14 protein-coding genes are annotated in these 15,100 nt (G+C 67.1%); 8 read left to right on the forward strand and 6 right to left on the reverse strand.

The genetic code is table 11. The features are described 5' to 3' along the window. Positions 1–6: 6 nt before the first annotated feature. Positions 7–1,527 carry a Ppx/GppA phosphatase family protein gene (locus AC3WQR_RS06410; RefSeq protein WP_095745557.1) on the reverse strand — a complete coding sequence of 507 codons (1,521 nt, stop codon included), beginning with the start codon at positions 1,525–1,527 and terminating at the stop codon, positions 7–9. Positions 1,528–1,776: 249 nt separating this feature from the next. Between AC3WQR_RS06410 and pstS the strand changes: the two genes are divergently transcribed. Genes pstS through phoR form a run of 7 tightly spaced genes read left to right on the forward strand, consistent with a single transcriptional unit; the run spans position 1,777 to position 8,440 of the window. After that, positions 1,777–2,811, forward strand: a complete 1,035-nt coding sequence (gene pstS, locus AC3WQR_RS06415; protein ID WP_062473144.1) for a phosphate ABC transporter substrate-binding protein PstS — start codon at positions 1,777–1,779, stop codon at positions 2,809–2,811. 38 nt (positions 2,812–2,849) lie between these two features. Next, positions 2,850–3,932 carry a phosphate ABC transporter permease subunit PstC gene (pstC, locus tag AC3WQR_RS06420; RefSeq protein ID WP_307586803.1) on the forward strand — a complete coding sequence of 361 codons (1,083 nt, stop codon included), beginning with the start codon at positions 2,850–2,852 and terminating at the stop codon, positions 3,930–3,932. Next, the gene (gene pstA, locus AC3WQR_RS06425; RefSeq protein WP_095950235.1) at positions 3,929–4,813 is read left to right on the forward strand and encodes a phosphate ABC transporter permease PstA; all 885 of its coding nucleotides are present in this window, start codon (positions 3,929–3,931) and stop codon (positions 4,811–4,813) included. The genes pstC and pstA overlap by 4 nt, the downstream gene beginning before the upstream one ends. A gap of 17 nt (positions 4,814–4,830) precedes the next feature. Continuing rightward, positions 4,831–5,616, forward strand: a complete 786-nt coding sequence (gene pstB / locus AC3WQR_RS06430; protein ID WP_056580144.1) for a phosphate ABC transporter ATP-binding protein PstB — start codon at positions 4,831–4,833, stop codon at positions 5,614–5,616. A 16-nt stretch (positions 5,617–5,632) separates the two neighbouring features. Beyond that, positions 5,633–6,334 carry a phosphate signaling complex protein PhoU gene (phoU, locus tag AC3WQR_RS06435; protein ID WP_062473142.1) on the forward strand — a complete coding sequence of 234 codons (702 nt, stop codon included), beginning with the start codon at positions 5,633–5,635 and terminating at the stop codon, positions 6,332–6,334. Positions 6,335–6,365: 31 nt separating this feature from the next. After that, the gene (phoB, locus tag AC3WQR_RS06440) at positions 6,366–7,058 is read left to right on the forward strand and encodes a phosphate regulon transcriptional regulator PhoB (RefSeq protein ID WP_062473140.1); all 693 of its coding nucleotides are present in this window, start codon (positions 6,366–6,368) and stop codon (positions 7,056–7,058) included. A gap of 44 nt (positions 7,059–7,102) precedes the next feature. Then, on the forward strand, positions 7,103–8,440 hold the full coding sequence (phoR, locus tag AC3WQR_RS06445) for a phosphate regulon sensor histidine kinase PhoR (protein WP_492741477.1): 1,338 nt from the start codon (positions 7,103–7,105) through the stop codon (positions 8,438–8,440). 16 nt (positions 8,441–8,456) lie between these two features. Here phoR and AC3WQR_RS06450 read toward each other — a convergent pair whose 3' ends face one another. From AC3WQR_RS06450 to AC3WQR_RS06460, 3 genes are all read right to left on the reverse strand, one after another. Next, positions 8,457–9,815 (reverse strand): MATE family efflux transporter, encoded by a 1,359-nt coding sequence (locus AC3WQR_RS06450; RefSeq protein ID WP_492727247.1) that lies wholly within the window; start codon positions 9,813–9,815, stop codon positions 8,457–8,459. Positions 9,816–9,818: 3 nt separating this feature from the next. After that, positions 9,819–11,546 (reverse strand): hypothetical protein, encoded by a 1,728-nt coding sequence (locus AC3WQR_RS06455; protein ID WP_492741478.1) that lies wholly within the window; start codon positions 11,544–11,546, stop codon positions 9,819–9,821. A 90-nt stretch (positions 11,547–11,636) separates the two neighbouring features. Further along, on the reverse strand, positions 11,637–11,897 hold the full coding sequence (locus tag AC3WQR_RS06460) for a type B 50S ribosomal protein L31 (RefSeq protein ID WP_056580149.1): 261 nt from the start codon (positions 11,895–11,897) through the stop codon (positions 11,637–11,639). A gap of 197 nt (positions 11,898–12,094) precedes the next feature. On the opposite strand from AC3WQR_RS06460, the gene AC3WQR_RS06465 reads away from it, so the two are divergent. Further along, the gene (locus tag AC3WQR_RS06465) at positions 12,095–13,162 is read left to right on the forward strand and encodes an oxidoreductase (protein ID WP_492741479.1); all 1,068 of its coding nucleotides are present in this window, start codon (positions 12,095–12,097) and stop codon (positions 13,160–13,162) included. A 54-nt stretch (positions 13,163–13,216) separates the two neighbouring features. Here the strand turns inward: AC3WQR_RS06465 and rho are convergent, their stop codons facing one another. Together rho and trxA are read right to left on the reverse strand one after the other, a co-directional pair. Then, positions 13,217–14,482 (reverse strand): transcription termination factor Rho, encoded by a 1,266-nt coding sequence (rho, locus tag AC3WQR_RS06470; RefSeq protein ID WP_062473130.1) that lies wholly within the window; start codon positions 14,480–14,482, stop codon positions 13,217–13,219. Between the two features lie 182 nt (positions 14,483–14,664). Then, the gene (gene trxA / locus AC3WQR_RS06475; protein WP_042578306.1) at positions 14,665–14,997 is read right to left on the reverse strand and encodes a thioredoxin TrxA; all 333 of its coding nucleotides are present in this window, start codon (positions 14,995–14,997) and stop codon (positions 14,665–14,667) included. Positions 14,998–15,100: the final 103 nt, after the last annotated feature.

Raw genomic sequence — 15,100 nt, forward strand, 5'->3', positions numbered from 1 at the left:
AACGGCTCAGGCGCCGCTGAGTTCCACGCGCCAGTTGCCGGTCTTTTGCCAGGCCAGCACTTCCTCGCGCAGGAGGTGCGCCGACTGCGGGTACATCTCGGCCCAGTCGGGCGCGCAGGCGATCGTGAAGGCCCTGGCGCCGAGTGCCGCGAGGTTCAGCGCCTGCGGCTCGGGATCGCGGCGCGCGTGGCACAGGATCACCGCCAGGCGCAGCGCCAGCAGCTGCATCACGAAGGTCTCGTCGTCCAGCGAGGCTTCGAGCTTGCGCAGCTTGCCGCGCTGGCCCAGCACCAGCTGGCCGAGGGCATGCAGTTCGTTCACTGCAAAGCCCGGCGCATCGGTGTTGTCGAGGATGTAGGCGCCGTGCTTGTGGTAGTCGCTGTGCGAGACCAGCGCGCCGATCTCGTGCAGCTGTGCGGCCCAGCCGAGCTTGCGCAGTGCGCGCCCGGCGCGGCTCGAGGTGCTGCCGCCGCGCGCGGCGGGGGCGAGCTGCACGAACAGCGCGGCGGCGGTGTCGCTCACGCGCTTGGCCTGCGCCGGGTCGACCGCGAAGCGGGTGGCGAGCCGCGCCACGGTGGCGCTGCGCATGTCGGCCACGCTCTCGTCGCGTTCGAGCAACTCGTAGAGCACGCCGTGGCGCAGGGCGCCCTGGGCGACCTTCATTTCCTGGATGTCGAGCAGGTCGAACACCGCGCGCAGCACGCTCAGGCCGCCGCCGATCACGGCCTTGCGGTCTTCGCGCATGCCGTCGATGCGCAGCTTGTCGATGCTGCCGGCCTTGAGCAGGCGGTCGAGCAGCCAGTCGAGGCCCTCGCGCGTGACCAGGCCAGCCTCGCCGCCGGCGGCAGCGAGCACGTCGCCCACCGCGCCGATGGTGCCGGAGGCGCCGTAGGCCACGTCCCACTGGTCGCGGGTGTAGCTGGAGAGCGCGTCGTCCAGCACGGCCTTGGCCGCGACTTCGGCGGCGCGGAAGGCGGGGGCGGTGAACTGGCCTTCGCCGAAATGCTTCATCGACCAGGCGACGCTGCCCACGCGGTACGACTCCATGCGCTCGGCCTCGAGGGCGTGGCCGATGATCATTTCGGTGGAGCGCCCGCCGATGTCGATGACGAGGCGGCGTTCCTGGTCGGAGGCGTCGGTGTGCGGCAGGTGGTGTGCCACGCCCTGGTAGATCAGGCGGGCTTCTTCCCGGCCCGGGATCACGTCGATGCCGAAGCCCAGGATGGTGCGCGCGCGCAACAGGAACTCTTCGCGGTTGCGCGCTTCGCGCAGGGTCTGGGTGGCCACGGCGCGCACCTGCGAGCGCTTGAAGCCGGCCAGCCGCTCCCCGAAGCGGGCGAGGGCGTCCCAGCCGCGCTGCATGGCTTCGGTCGTGAGGTTGCGGGCGCTGTCCAGGCCGTTGCCCTGGCGCACGGTTTCCTTGAGGTACTCGGTGCGGTGGATCTGTCCGTGGTCGACCTGGCCGATTTCCAGCCTGAAGCTGTTCGAGCCGAGATCGACCGCTGCGAGGCGGGTGCCGTTTTGCATGTTGTAGTGAAGAGGGCGGTTCTCTGATCGTAGCGCCGTGACAGCAGGCGCCGCCTCCCAAGTCACGTCACGGCGAGGGCTGGAGGTTAGGCGGGGTGAATGACGGTTGTGTGACAGCGTCACACACAACAGGGGTGGCGCAGCGGCATTTTCCCTCGACAGAAGGGGTGTCACATCGATGTCACAAAAGCTTTTTAGAGTCCGTTCGAGCCCCCAAAGGGACTACTTCTTACTTCTCAAGGAAGCTTTATGAAAACGACGTTCAAATTTGCAACCGCCGGCCTCGTGACCGCGCTGTTCTCCATTTCCGCCTTCGCACAAGACGTGACCGGCGCCGGCGCCAGCTTCCCCGCACCGCTGTACGCCAAGTGGGCTTCCGACTTCAACAAGGCCACCGGCGTCAAGATCAACTACCAGTCGGTCGGCTCGGGTGCCGGCCTCAAGCAGATCGAAGCCAAGACCGTCGATTTCGGCGCTTCGGACGCTCCCCTGAAGGACGACGAACTGCAAGCCAAGGGCCTGATGCAGTTCCCCACCGTCATCGGCGGCGTGATCCCCGTGGTGAACATCCCCGGCATCAAGCCGGGCGAGCTGAAGCTCAACGGCCAGGTGCTGGGCGACATCTACCTGGGCAAGATCACCAAGTGGAACGACCCCGCCATCAAGGCACTGAACGCGTCGCTGGCCCTGCCTGACGCCGCCATCGCCCCGGTTCGCCGCGCCGACGGTTCGGGCACCAGCTTCCTGTTCACCAACTACCTGAGCAAGGTCAACGCCGAGTGGAAGAGCAAGGTCGGCGAAGGCACGGCCGTGAACTGGCCCACCGGCGCGGGTGGCAAGGGCAACGAAGGCGTCGCCGCTTTCGTGAACCGCCTGCCCAACTCGATCGGCTACGTCGAGTACGCCTACGTCAAGCAGAACAAGATGACCTACGCCCAGCTGCAGAACGCCGCCGGCACGTTCGTCTCGCCCGACGACAGCGCCTTCAAGGCCGCCGCCGCCGGTGCCGACTGGAACAAGAGCTTCTACCAGGTGCTGACCAACCAGGCCGGTAAGGATTCGTGGCCCATCACCGGCGCCACCTTCATCCTGATGCACAAGGTGCAGGACAAGCCCGCCAGCGCCACCACCGTGCTGAAGTTCTTCGACTGGGCCTACAAGGGCGGCGACAAGACGGCCGACGAGCTGGACTACGTGCCGATGCCCGACGCCGTGAAGGCCACCATTGCCAAGGCATGGGGTGAAGTGAAGGACGCATCGGGCAAGCCGGTCGCGTTCAAGTAAGAAGCAACCCTTCATCCACCCTCCAGGACGGCGCGCCCATGAGCAACTCTTCGCTCCAGGACGCGCCGCTTTCGTCTTTGCCGGAGCGACCCGTGTCATCCACCCTCCCTGCTGCCGCCTCCCTCGACCTCGCGGCCGAGCGCGCGCGCACCTCCGCCGCTCCTCCGCCGCCCGTCAAGGCGGCACGTTCCGGCCCCATGGCCGACCGCCTCTTCGGCTGGGCCGCCAAGGGCGCCGCGCTGCTGACGCTCGCGATGCTGATCGGCATCCTGCTGTCGCTCGTCGCCGGCGCCTGGCCCGCCATTTCGAAGTACGGCCTCGGCTTCCTCACGAGCAGCGTGTGGGACCCGGTGAAGGACGAGTACGGCGGCCTCGTGATGATCTACGGCACGCTGGCCACCTCGTTCATCGCACTGGTGATCGCCGTGCCGGTGAGCTTCGGCATCGCGCTGTTCCTGACCGAACTCTCGCCCAACTGGCTCAAGCGCCCGCTGGGCACCGCCATCGAACTGCTGGCTGCCGTGCCGTCCATCGTGTACGGCATGTGGGGCCTGCTGGTCTTCGGCCCCATTCTTTCCACGTGGGTGCAGCAGCCGCTGCAAAAGCTGCTGGCCGGCGTGCCGTACCTCGGTGCCCTGGTGTCCGGCCCGCCCGTGGGCATCGGCATTTTGTCGGCCGGCATCATCCTGGCCATCATGATCATTCCGTTCATCGCCTCGGTGATGCGCGACGTGTTCGAAGTGACGCCCGCGCTGCTCAAGGAGTCGGCCTACGGCCTGGGCTCCACCACCTGGGAAGTCGTCTCCAAGGTCGTGCTGCCCTACACCAAGGCCGGCGTGATCGGCGGCATCATGCTCGGCCTGGGCCGCGCACTGGGCGAGACCATGGCCGTCACGTTCGTGATCGGCAACATGAACCAGCTCAACTCCCTGTCCGTGTTCGAGGCGGCCAACAGCATCACCTCGGCCCTGGCCAATGAATTCGCCGAAGCCGGCGCGGGCCTGCACCAGGCCGCGCTGATGTACCTCGGCCTCGTGCTGTTCTTCATCACCTTCGTCGTGCTGTCGCTCTCGAAGATGCTGCTGGCCCAGATGAAGAAGAGCGAAGGAACCAAGTCGTGAGCACCGCGCAAAACCTGATCAACGCCAAGACCCTGGCAGAGACGCGCCAGGCGAAGTTCGCCGCGCGCAATCGCGTCAACAAGATCGCGCTCACGCTGTCGCTCGCCGCGATGGCGTTCGGCGTGTTCTGGCTCGTGTGGATCCTCTGGGAAACGCTGCGCCAGGGCGTGGGCGGCCTGGCGCTCGCCACCTTCACCGAGATGACGCCGCCGCCGAACGAGGCGGGCGGCATCGCCAACGCCATCTTCGGTTCGTTCGTGATGGTGATGCTGGCGACCTTCGTGGGCACGCCCATCGGCATCATGGCCGGCATCTACCTGGCCGAGTACAACCCCAAGGGCCTGCTGGCCTCGATCACGCGCTTCGTCAACGACATCCTGCTGTCGGCGCCCTCGATCGTGATCGGCCTGTTCGTCTACGCCGTGGTGGTGGCCTACTTCAAGACCTTCTCGGGCCTGGCTGGCGCACTGTCGCTGGCGCTCATCGTGATTCCGGTGGTGATCCGCACCACCGAGAACATGCTGCAGCTGGTGCCGCCGGGCCTGCGCGAAGCGGCCTACGCTTTGGGCACGCCGAAGTGGAAGGTCATTCTGAGCATCACGCTGCGCGCCGCGCGCGCCGGTGTGGTCACAGGTGTGCTGCTGGCCGTGGCCCGCATCGCCGGCGAGACCGCGCCGCTGCTCTTCACCGCGCTGAACAACCAGTTCTGGACCGCCGACGTGAGCCAGCCGATGGCCAGCCTGCCGGTCACGATCTTCAAGTTCGCCATGAGCCCGTACGAGAACTGGCAACAACTGGCCTGGGCCGGTGTGTTCCTGATCACCGTCGCCGTGCTTGCCCTCAACATCCTGGCGCGCGTGCTGACGCGCAACAAACACTAAATCAAGAAGGCGCCAACATGCCAAACACCGTCGCACAACAACAACCGTCGCGCTCGAAGATCTCGGTCAAGGACCTGAACTTCTACTACGGCAAGTTCCACGCGCTCAAGGGCATCAACCTCGAGATCCCCGAGAACAAGGTCACGGCCTTCATCGGCCCGTCGGGCTGCGGCAAGTCGACCCTGCTGCGCACCTTCAACCGCATGTTCGAGCTGTACCCCGAGCAGCGCGCCGAAGGCACCATTGCGCTGGACGGCGAGAACCTGCTCACGTCCAAGCAGGATGTGGCGCTGATCCGCGCCAAGGTCGGCATGGTGTTCCAGAAGCCCACGCCGTTCCCGATGTCGATCTACGACAACATCGCCTTCGGCGTGAAGCTGTTCGAAAATCTCTCGGCCAGCGAAATGGACGACCGCGTCGAGTGGGCCCTGAAGAAGGCCGCCCTGTGGACCGAAGTGCGCGACAAGCTGCAGCAAAGCGGCTCGGGTCTCTCCGGCGGCCAGCAGCAGCGTCTGTGCATTGCACGCGGCATCGCGATCAAGCCCGAAGTGCTGCTGCTCGACGAACCGTGCTCCGCACTCGACCCGATCTCGACAGCGAAGATCGAAGAGTTGATCGCCGAGCTGAAAAACGAGTACACCGTGGTCATCGTGACCCACAACATGCAGCAAGCCGCCCGCTGCAGCGACTACACCGCCTACATGTACCTCGGCGACCTGATCGAGTTCGGTGCCACCGAACAGATGTTCTTCAAGCCGCAGCGCAAGGAGACCGAGGACTACATCACCGGCCGCTTCGGTTGAAGTCAAAGGAAACACCATGACCGAGAAACACCTTTCCAGCCAGTTCGACAGCGAACTCAACGGCGTCTCGTCGCGCGTGATGGAGCTCGGCGGCATGGTCGAGTCGCAGATTCACCAGGCCGTGTACGCCCTGCTGCAGTTCGACGCCGAAGCCGCCGACCGCGTGATGGAGACCGAGCACCGCGTCAACGCGATGGAGATCGAGATCGACCGCGAGCTGTCGTCGATCATCGCCCGTCGCCAGCCCACGGCACGCGACCTGCGCCTCTTGATCGCCATCAGCAAGACCACCGCCAATCTGGAGCGCGTGGGCGACGAGGCCAACAAGATCGCGCGCATGGTCAAGTCGATCATCGAGAGCGGATCGGCCCGCCAGCTGCCCACCACCGAGCTGCGCATTGCCGCCGACCTGGCCTCGAACCTGCTGCGCACCGCGCTGGACGCCTTCGCGCGCCTGGACACGGCCGCCGCGCTGTCGATCCTCAAGGACGACGACCTCATCGACAAGGAGTTCGACGGCTTCGTGCGCAAGCTGGTCACCTACATGATGGAAGACCCGCGCACCATCTCCGCCAGCCTGGACCTGCTGTTCCTGGCCAAGGCCATCGAACGCATCGGCGACCACGCCAAGAACATCGCCGAGTTCATCATCTACATCGTCAAGGGCGCCGATGTGCGGCACACTTCGATGGAGGAAATCGAGTCGGCATTGCAGTGACGACCGTCGCCGCAAAGACTCCCCATAACGCATGAAGAAACCAAGAGTCCTGATCGTCGAAGACGAATCCTCGATCGCCGAGCTGATCGCCGTCAACCTGCGCCACAACGGCTTCGAGCCGATCTGGTCCGAAGACGGTGCTGCTGCCCAGCGTGAAATCGACGCCTTCCTGCCGGACCTGATCCTGCTCGACTGGATGCTGCCGGGCCAGAGCGGCCTGCAGCTCGCGCGCCAGTGGCGCAAAGACCCGCGCACCAAGGCCATCCCGATCCTGATGCTCACGGCGCGCGGCGATGAGCCCGACAAGGTCGCCGGCCTCGATGCCGGTGCCGACGACTACATCACCAAGCCGTTCTCCACCCAGGAAATGCTGGCGCGCATCCGCGCCGTGCTGCGCCGCCGTGCGCCCGAGGTGGTGACCGAGCGTGTCGAGATCGGCGAACTGGCCCTCGACACCTCCACCCACCGCGTCACTTGGCAGGGCGGGGCGCTGAAGGTCGGCCCGACCGAGTTCAAGCTGCTGGCCTACCTGATGCAGCATGCCGAGCGCGTGCACAGCCGCGCGCAGCTGCTGGACAAGGTGTGGGGCGACCACGTCTACATCGAGGAACGCACGGTCGACGTGCACGTCAAGCGCCTGCGTGAGTCGCTGGGCGTGGCCGCGCCGATGGTGGAAACCGTTCGCGGAGCGGGTTACCGGCTGACGGCCCAAGTCACGGTGTGAGCAGCGCCGTGAGCCTCGGCGGCGGGCGCGGATAATCGCCCGCCATGCCTTTTCGTATTGCTATGTTTTTAATAGCGTCCCTCGTAATTGCGGCGGGCGCTGTCGGCCTTTTCGGCTGGAAGTACGGCTGGCTGGGCGCCTGGCTGGGCGCGGTGCTCTGGCTGGGCTTCGATGCCTGGCGCGCCGAACGCCTGCTGCGCGTGCTGCGCAACGACGCGGCCGGGCTGCCGTCGCGCGGGCCGGGCGTGTGGGGCGAGCTTTCGGAGCGCATCCGCAAGCTGCTGCGCGACCGCGAACAACAGACCCGGCAGGCCGAAGACCGGCTGCAGGAGTTCCTGGCCGCGATCCAGGCGTCGCCCAACGGCGTTGTGCTGCTCGACGAGCAGGGCCGCATCGAGTGGTGCAACCAGACGGCGGCGGGCCAGTTCGGCATCGATGCCGAGCGCGACCTGCTGCAGCACCTGGCGAACCTCGTGCGCGACCCGGCGTTCGTGGCCTACCTGGCCTCGTGGAACTACAGCCGCGACGTCGTCATCGATGCGCCCGGTCTCGTGCATGCACAGCATCGCGGCCATCCGGTGCGGCTGTCGGTGCAGGTGCATCCCTACGCCGGCAACCGGCGCATGCTGCTCACGCGTGACATCACGGCGCTGGAGCAGGCCGAGGCGATGCGGCGCGACTTCGTGGCCAACGTGTCGCACGAGATCCGCACGCCGCTCACGGTGCTGGCGGGCTTTGTCGAGACGCTGCAGAACCTGCCGCTGGATGCCGACGAGCGCACGCGCTACCTGTCGCTGATGGGGCAGCAGTCGCATCGCATGGAAACGCTGGTGAACGACCTGCTGACGCTGTCGCGGCTGGAAGGCAGCGCGGCGCCGTCGGGCAACCAGTGGGTGCGCATGCGCGCGCTGCTGGCGCAGTGCGAAGACGAGGGGCGTGGCCTGTCGGGCCGGCTCACGCCGCAGGGGCACCGGCTCACGTTCACGTCCGAGGCCGAGTCCGAGCTGTCGGGCGCGCCGACCGAACTGCAGAGCGCGATGTCGAACCTCGTGAGCAACGCCATCCGCTACACGCCCGGCGGCGGTGAGGTGGTGGTGACCTGGCGGGTGCTGCCTGACGGGCGCGGCGAATACGCCGTGCGCGACACGGGGCCGGGCATTGCCGCCGAGCACATTCCGCGGCTCACCGAGCGCTTCTATCGCATCGACCGCAGCCGCTCGCGCGAAACCGGCGGCACGGGGCTCGGGCTGGCGATCGTGAAGCACATCGCGCAGCGCCACGGTACCGAGCTGCGCATCGAAAGCACCGTGGGCAAGGGCAGCCGCTTCGCGCTGCTGTTCCCGGCGACGCGCGTGCGCGAAGCGCGCGTGATGACCAAGTAAGCGAGTCGCGTGGCCTTCAGCGGGCCCGCGCCTTCATCGTCCAGCGCAGCAGCGCGACGAACAACAGCGCGGTGAGCGCCAGCGCCGCGGCGCTCATGAGCCAGAAGGCCAGTGGCGACTGCATGGCCGGCCACGGCCCCAGGCCGCGGTAGGCCAGCAGGTAGCTGCCGCCCAGGCCCATGCCCCAGAGCATCGCGCAGTAGATGACCAGCGGCGCCAGCGTCACGCGGTAGCAGCGCAGCACGAAGACGCACAGCGTCTGGAACGCATCGGCGATGTGATACAGCGCCACGGTGGTCAGCAGCGCCGCCGCCATCGCGATCACGGCGGGGTTGTCGGAGTACACGTTGGCGAGTTGCGTGCGGAACACGGCCATCGCGCCGGCATAGAGCAGCGCGAACAGCGCGGTGAGCTCGAAGCCCAGCCGGCAGGCATGGCGCGCCCGGACGGTGTCGCCGGCACCGAGCCAGAAGCTCACGCGCGCGCTGGTTGCGATGGCGAGCGACAGCGGCGTCATGTAGGCCACGGCCAGCAGGTTCGAGGCGATCTGGTGCGCGGCCGCGGCCGCGGTGCCCAGGCGCGCGATGAAGAGCGCCATCAGCGTGAACGAGGTCACTTCCACCAGCACCGCGAGGCCGCCGGGCACGCCCAGCCGCGCGAACAGTCGGATCTGGCGCCAGTCGGGCGCCTCGATGCGCTCCCACAGCTGGTAGCCGCGGTAGAACGCGCCGTGGCGCAGCAGCCAGACCGCGCAGCCGAGCATGGCCCAGTTCACGCACAGCGTGGCCCAGGCGCAGCCCACCAGCCCCATCGCCGGCAGGCCGGCGCCGCCGAAGGTGAACCAGACCGACAGCGGCAGCTTCACGAGCAGCGAAGCCAGCTGCAGCCAGGTCACGAGCTTGGGCTTGCCCAGGCTCTGGTTCAGCGTGCTGAAGAGACGAAAGAGCAGGGCGGGCGCCAGCGCAAAGGCCAGCACCGCGAGGTAGGCCTCGACCTCGCCGCGCATGTCGGCGGGCACCTGCGTCCAGCGCAGCGCGGCGCCGGGCAGCAGCAGCACGGTCATGCCGACCACGACGGCGATGGCTGCGAGGTAGAGCGACTGGCGCACCGAGCGGCCGATCTCGCTGCCCCGGTTGGCGCCGTGCAGTTCGGCCCACACCGGCAGCAGCGCCTGCAGCACGCCCATCAGCGAGACATACACGCTGACGAAGATGGCGGCGCCCACCGACAGCGCGGCCAGGGCGCCTTCGGAATAGCGGCCCGCGATGATGGTGTCGGCCACGCCGAAGGCCATCACGGCCAGCTGGCCGATCAGCACCGTGCCGGCGTGCCGTGCGATGAGTCCGCGTTCGTTCCCGTGCGTGCTGCTGCTCACGGGTCAGCGCACGATCTTTTCGTAGAGCAGCAGGTCGTCCGCGGGGCTGCTGGGACGGCGCAGGGTGCCGCTGAAGCGCCACTGTTCCAGCGGGATGATGGTGTGCAGCCGCTCGATGGTGTCGGGGCTCACGAGCAGCCACGGGCAGTCGTTGCCCAGCAGCAGCGGCTGCAGGTTGAGGTTGCCGTGGTGGCGCAGCGCCGCGACGTGCGGCCGGCTCAGCGCCAGCTCGGCGACGCAGCGCGGATGGCCGATGCGCTCGGTCACGGCGCGCACCTGCGGGACGTAGCTGCGCGCGTAGTCGATGGACGGCAGCCACAGCGTCATCAGCAGCATCCAGCACAGCGCGGTGCCGCCGGCCGGCAGCACCAACGTCTTCCAGAGCGCGGCGCGATGGCGCCCGGTGCGCCAGCGCACCAGCCAGCACCAGGCCAGCGTGGCGGCCAGGGCGAGCACGAAGGCGACCGGCGAGAACTCGGCCACGAAGCCCGGCACCAGCCGCGCCACGCTGGCGGCCGGCTTGCGCGGCGCGCCGGTCAGCATGGCGATCCAGTACATCCAGCCGAGCACGGCCAGGCCGCTGAAGAACAGCACGTTGAACCAGTCGATCAGCGCCGCGGCGCTGCGCCGGAAGGTCGGCAGCGCGAAGGCCGCCAGCGTGGCGAAGGCGGGCAGGGCCAGCAGCAGCGAGCGGTCGGAGAAGTCGGTGGTCCAGGTGGCGGCCAGCGGCACCAGCGCGAACCACAGCGGCAGCGCCACGTGGCGCTCGAGCCACTGGCGGCGCCAGCGCCAGAGGGTCCAGATCGCGAGCGGCCAGACCGGCCAGGTGAACCACAGCAGCAGCTTGGCCTGGCTGCGCACGTCGGACAGCAGCGAGTGGCCCAGCGTGATCTTCCATTGCGCCAGGCCCAGGCCGAAGACCAGCGCGGCGGCCAGCACGGTGATGCCGAGCATCGTCAGCAGGGCGGGCAGGGTGAAGCCGGGGCTCTCGTCGTCGCTGTAGCCTTCCGCTGCACGGGTGGCGCGCTGGTGGCGTTCGTAGGCCATGTACACGGCGCTGCCGATCGCCAGCGCGAGGCCGACCGTCGGCCCGCCGCTCAGCGTCATGCCGAGGGTGCCGACCACGAGTGCGATCACCGGGCCGACGCGGCGGTAGGGCAGTGCGGCGACGCCATAGAACAGGTGCGAGGCGAAGTACAGCTGCGCCAGCGCGGGCGTGGTTTCATGCCCCAGCTGGGCCAGGCCCAGCGAGGCGATCAGCGCCAGCAGGCCGCCATCGGCGATGGCGCGGGCGTAGTCGGTCGGGCGCGCCTCGCCGCCGAAGGCAAAGGCCACGGGCTGCGCGCGCGGGGTGCGGGCGAGGTAATAGACGGCGTACCAGGTCGCGGTGAAGGTGCCCCACAGCATCAGCGCGAACACGAAGCGCACGGCCAGGTCGGGGTTGACCCACGACGGGGCGAGCTGGATCGCCCAGGCGCCGATCCAGTACGGGATCAGCGCGGGGGTCTCGGGGCGCATGCCCAGAAGCAGCGGGTCGAACCAGCGGGCGATGCCCTCGGTGCTGCGGGCCAGCTCGGCCATGTAGCCGAAGGCCGTGATGTCGGCGCTCTTCCAGGGGCCCCGGCCGAGCAGGCCCGGCAGCAGGTAGGCTGCGCACAGCAGCAGCAACGCGACGCGCGGCAGCCGGCGTACGGCATTCTGGGCAACGATCGCGGGGGTCGGCTGGTTCAAGGGCGAGGCGGAAGAGGCGAAGGGGTGATTGGAAAGAAAAAGGGCAGCGCGGTAAACCGGGCTGCCCTCGACGCCAGAGCGCGTGCCTGATTACTTGGCAGCGGTCTTGCCGAAGCGGTTGCGGAACTTCTCGACGCGACCACCCATGTTGTCCACCGACTTTTGCGTGCCGGTGTAGAAGGGGTGCGATTCGCTCGTGGTGTCGAGCTTGAACAGGGGCAGCTCGCGGCCGTCGTCGGTCTTGCCCATTTCCTTGGTGTTCGCGCACGAACGGGTCACGAACTTGAAGCCGTTCGACATGTCGACGAACAGAACTTCGCGGTAATTCGGGTGGATGCCTTCTTTTGCCATGGTGTTTCCTTTTGCGCTGTTGGAATCAATGCGCGGTCGATGCGAGAGCCACCAGCGTGCCAGCAATCTGGCGCGCCGCCCTGAGGTCTTGACGTGAAGTGAAGGCCAAGGAAGCCGGGCGACGTGCCCAGCCGCACTTTTCGCGGAGCCCATGATTATCGCATACTGCCCCAATTGCGAGCAAACCGGGCCCTCCCATGACTTCTACACCCCTTCGCGCCGGCCTTGTCGGCTACGGTTTCGCCGGCCAGACCTTCCACGCGCCGGTGCTCTCGGCCGTTCCGGGACTCGAACTGGCGGCCGTGGCGAGCTCGCAGCCGCACAAGGTGCATGCCGACTGGCCCAGCGTGGCCGTGGTGCCCGACGTGGCTGCGCTGGTGGCCCGGGCGGACATCGACCTCGTGGTGGTGGCGACGCCCAATGCCCAGCATCATCCCGTGGCCAAAGCGGCGCTGGAGGCGGGCAAGCACGTGGTGGTCGACAAGCCTTTCACGCTCGACGTGGCCGAAGCGCGAGAGCTCGAGTTGTTGTCATATCGCAACAATCGCGTGCTCTCGGTCTACCAGAACCGGCGTTTCGACGCCGATTTCCTGACGCTCCAGCAGGTCCTGGCGTCTGGCGATCTGGGGCGCCCGGTGTACCTGGAGTCGCATTTCGACCGCTTCCGTCCCGAGGTTCGCGAGCGCTGGCGGGAGCAGCCTGTGCCGGGCGCGGGCCTGTGGGTGGACCTGGGTTCGCACCTGCTCGACCAGGCCGTGCAGCTGTTCGGTCGGCCCGACACGCTGCAGCTCGACACGGCCGCTTTGCGCGACGGCGCGCGGGTCGAAGACTATTTCCACGCCGTGCTGCGCTACGAGAGCGGCCCTCATGCGCCTTTGCGCGTGGTGCTGCACGCCACGACGCTCGCGGCCCATGCGGCGCCGCGCTACATCGTGCACGGCACGCGCGGGAGCTACGTCAAGCACGGCGTCGACACGCAGGAAGACGCGCTGCGCGCCGGCCAGCGGCCGCCGGCGGAAGGGTGGGGGGGCGATCCGCTCGACGGCGAACTCACGCTGACGGGCAGCGACGGCGCCCCGCACTTTCGCGCGGTGCCGATGCAGGCCGGCAACTACGTCGCCTACTACGCGGCGGTCCGCGATGCGATCCTCGGCAAGGGGCCCAATCCCGTGCCACCCGCGCAGGCCGTCGCGCTGATGGAACTGCTCGACATCGGCCGCCAGAGCGCCGCCGAAGGCCGCGCCATCCGCATCGAGCGCCCATGAAAAAAGCGCGTTGACCCGTGAGGGCCAACGCGCTTTTGCGGAAGGGCCTGACGCTCAGCCGCCGCGACGCATCATGTCGAAGAACTCGACATTGGTCTTGGTCGCCTTCATGTTCTTGAGCATCAGCTCCATCGACTCGATCTCGTCCATGTTGTACATGAGCTGGCGCAGGATGCGGGTCTTCTGCAGGATCTCGGGGGCCAGCAGCAGTTCCTCGCGGCGCGTGCCGCTGCGGTTGAGCTGGATCGAGGGGAACACGCGCTTTTCGTACAGGCGGCGGTCCAGGTGGATTTCGGAGTTGCCGGTGCCCTTGAACTCTTCGAAGATCACTTCGTCCATGCGGCTGCCGGTGTCGATCAGCGCGGTGCCGATGATGGTCAGCGAGCCGCCTTCTTCCACGTTGCGCGCGGCGCCCAGGAAGCGCTTGGGACGCTGCAGCGCGTTGGAGTCGACACCGCCGGTCAGCACCTTGCCCGACGAGGGCACGACGTTGTTGTAGGCGCGGGCCAGGCGCGTGATCGAGTCCAGCAGGATCACCACGTCCTTCTTGAGTTCGACCAGGCGCTTGGCGCGCTCGATCACCATTTCGGCGACGTGCACGTGGCGCGCTGCGGGCTCGTCGAAGGTCGAAGCAATGACTTCGCCCTTCACCGTGCGCTGCATTTCGGTCACTTCTTCAGGGCGCTCGTCCACGAGCAGCACCATCATGTGCACGTCGGGGTAGTTGGCGCTGATCGCGTGGGCGATGTGCTGCATCATCACCGTCTTGCCGCTCTTGGGCGGCGCCACGAGCAGGGCGCGCTGGCCTTTGCCGATGGGGGCGATGATGTCGATGATGCGGCCGGTGAGGTTCTCTTCGCCCTTGACGCCTTCGCGTTCCAGCTTCATCTGTTCCTTGGGGAACAGCGGCGTCAGGTTCTCGAACATCACCTTGTGCTTGTTGGCTTCGGGTGCGCCGTCGTTGACCTTGTCCAGCTTGGTCAGTGCGAAGTAGCGCTCGCCGTCCTTGGGCGTGCGCACTTCGCCTTCGATCATGTCGCCGGTGTGCAGGTTGAAGCGCCGCACCTGGCTGGGCGAGATGTAGATGTCGTCGGTGCTGGCCGTGAAGCTGGTGTCGGGGCTGCGCAGGAAGCCGAAGCCGTCGGGCAGGATTTCGAGCACACCGTCGGCGAAGACCTGTTCGCCGGCCTTGGCGCGCTTCTTGATGATCGCGAACATCAGCTCTTGCTTGCGCATGCGGCCGATGTTTTCGATCTCAAGCGCCTCAGCCTGCTTGAAGACTTCAGACACGTGGAGTGCCTTGAGTTCGTTTAAGTGCATGGAACGACCCCTGGAGGGGTAATCGAATCGGGAACGGGGGGAGGTTTGATGTGGGGCAAGAACTGCCTCACGAACCGGGGAACTCGAACCGGTTGCCTGATGAAAGGCCCGGTGAACTGAGGGCGATTATGACAGGAAAATCGCCCCGGCCAACGCATTGCGCGCTGGCCGGAAGAAATGCATCAGGCGAGTTGCTGGTCGATGAAGGCCGTGAGTTGCGCCTTGCTCATGGCGCCGACCTTGGTGGCGGCCAGCTGGCCGTCCTTGAACAGCATCAGCGTGGGGATGCCGCGAATGCCGAACTTGGCGGGGATGTCGCGGTTCTCGTCGACGTTGAGCTTGGCGATCTGCAGCTTGCCTTCGTAGGTGGCCGAGACTTCGTCCAGGATCGGGGCGATCATCTTGCAGGGACCGCACCATTCGGCCCAGTAGTCGACCAGAACCGGCTGGCTGGACTTGAGCACGTCGGCCTCGAAGGAAGAATCGGAGATGTGTTTGATCAGTTCGCTGGCCATGTGATGTGTCCTTGTGCGCAGAGAGAGTTTCGGTGCAGCTAAAGTGCTGGTCATTGTGACAGAAACCAAGGGGTGACGTGCCATGCGGCCCGGCTATGGCGGC

The sequence above is a fragment of the Variovorax sp. FW305-3-2-15-B-LB1 genome, assembly GCF_058787635.1.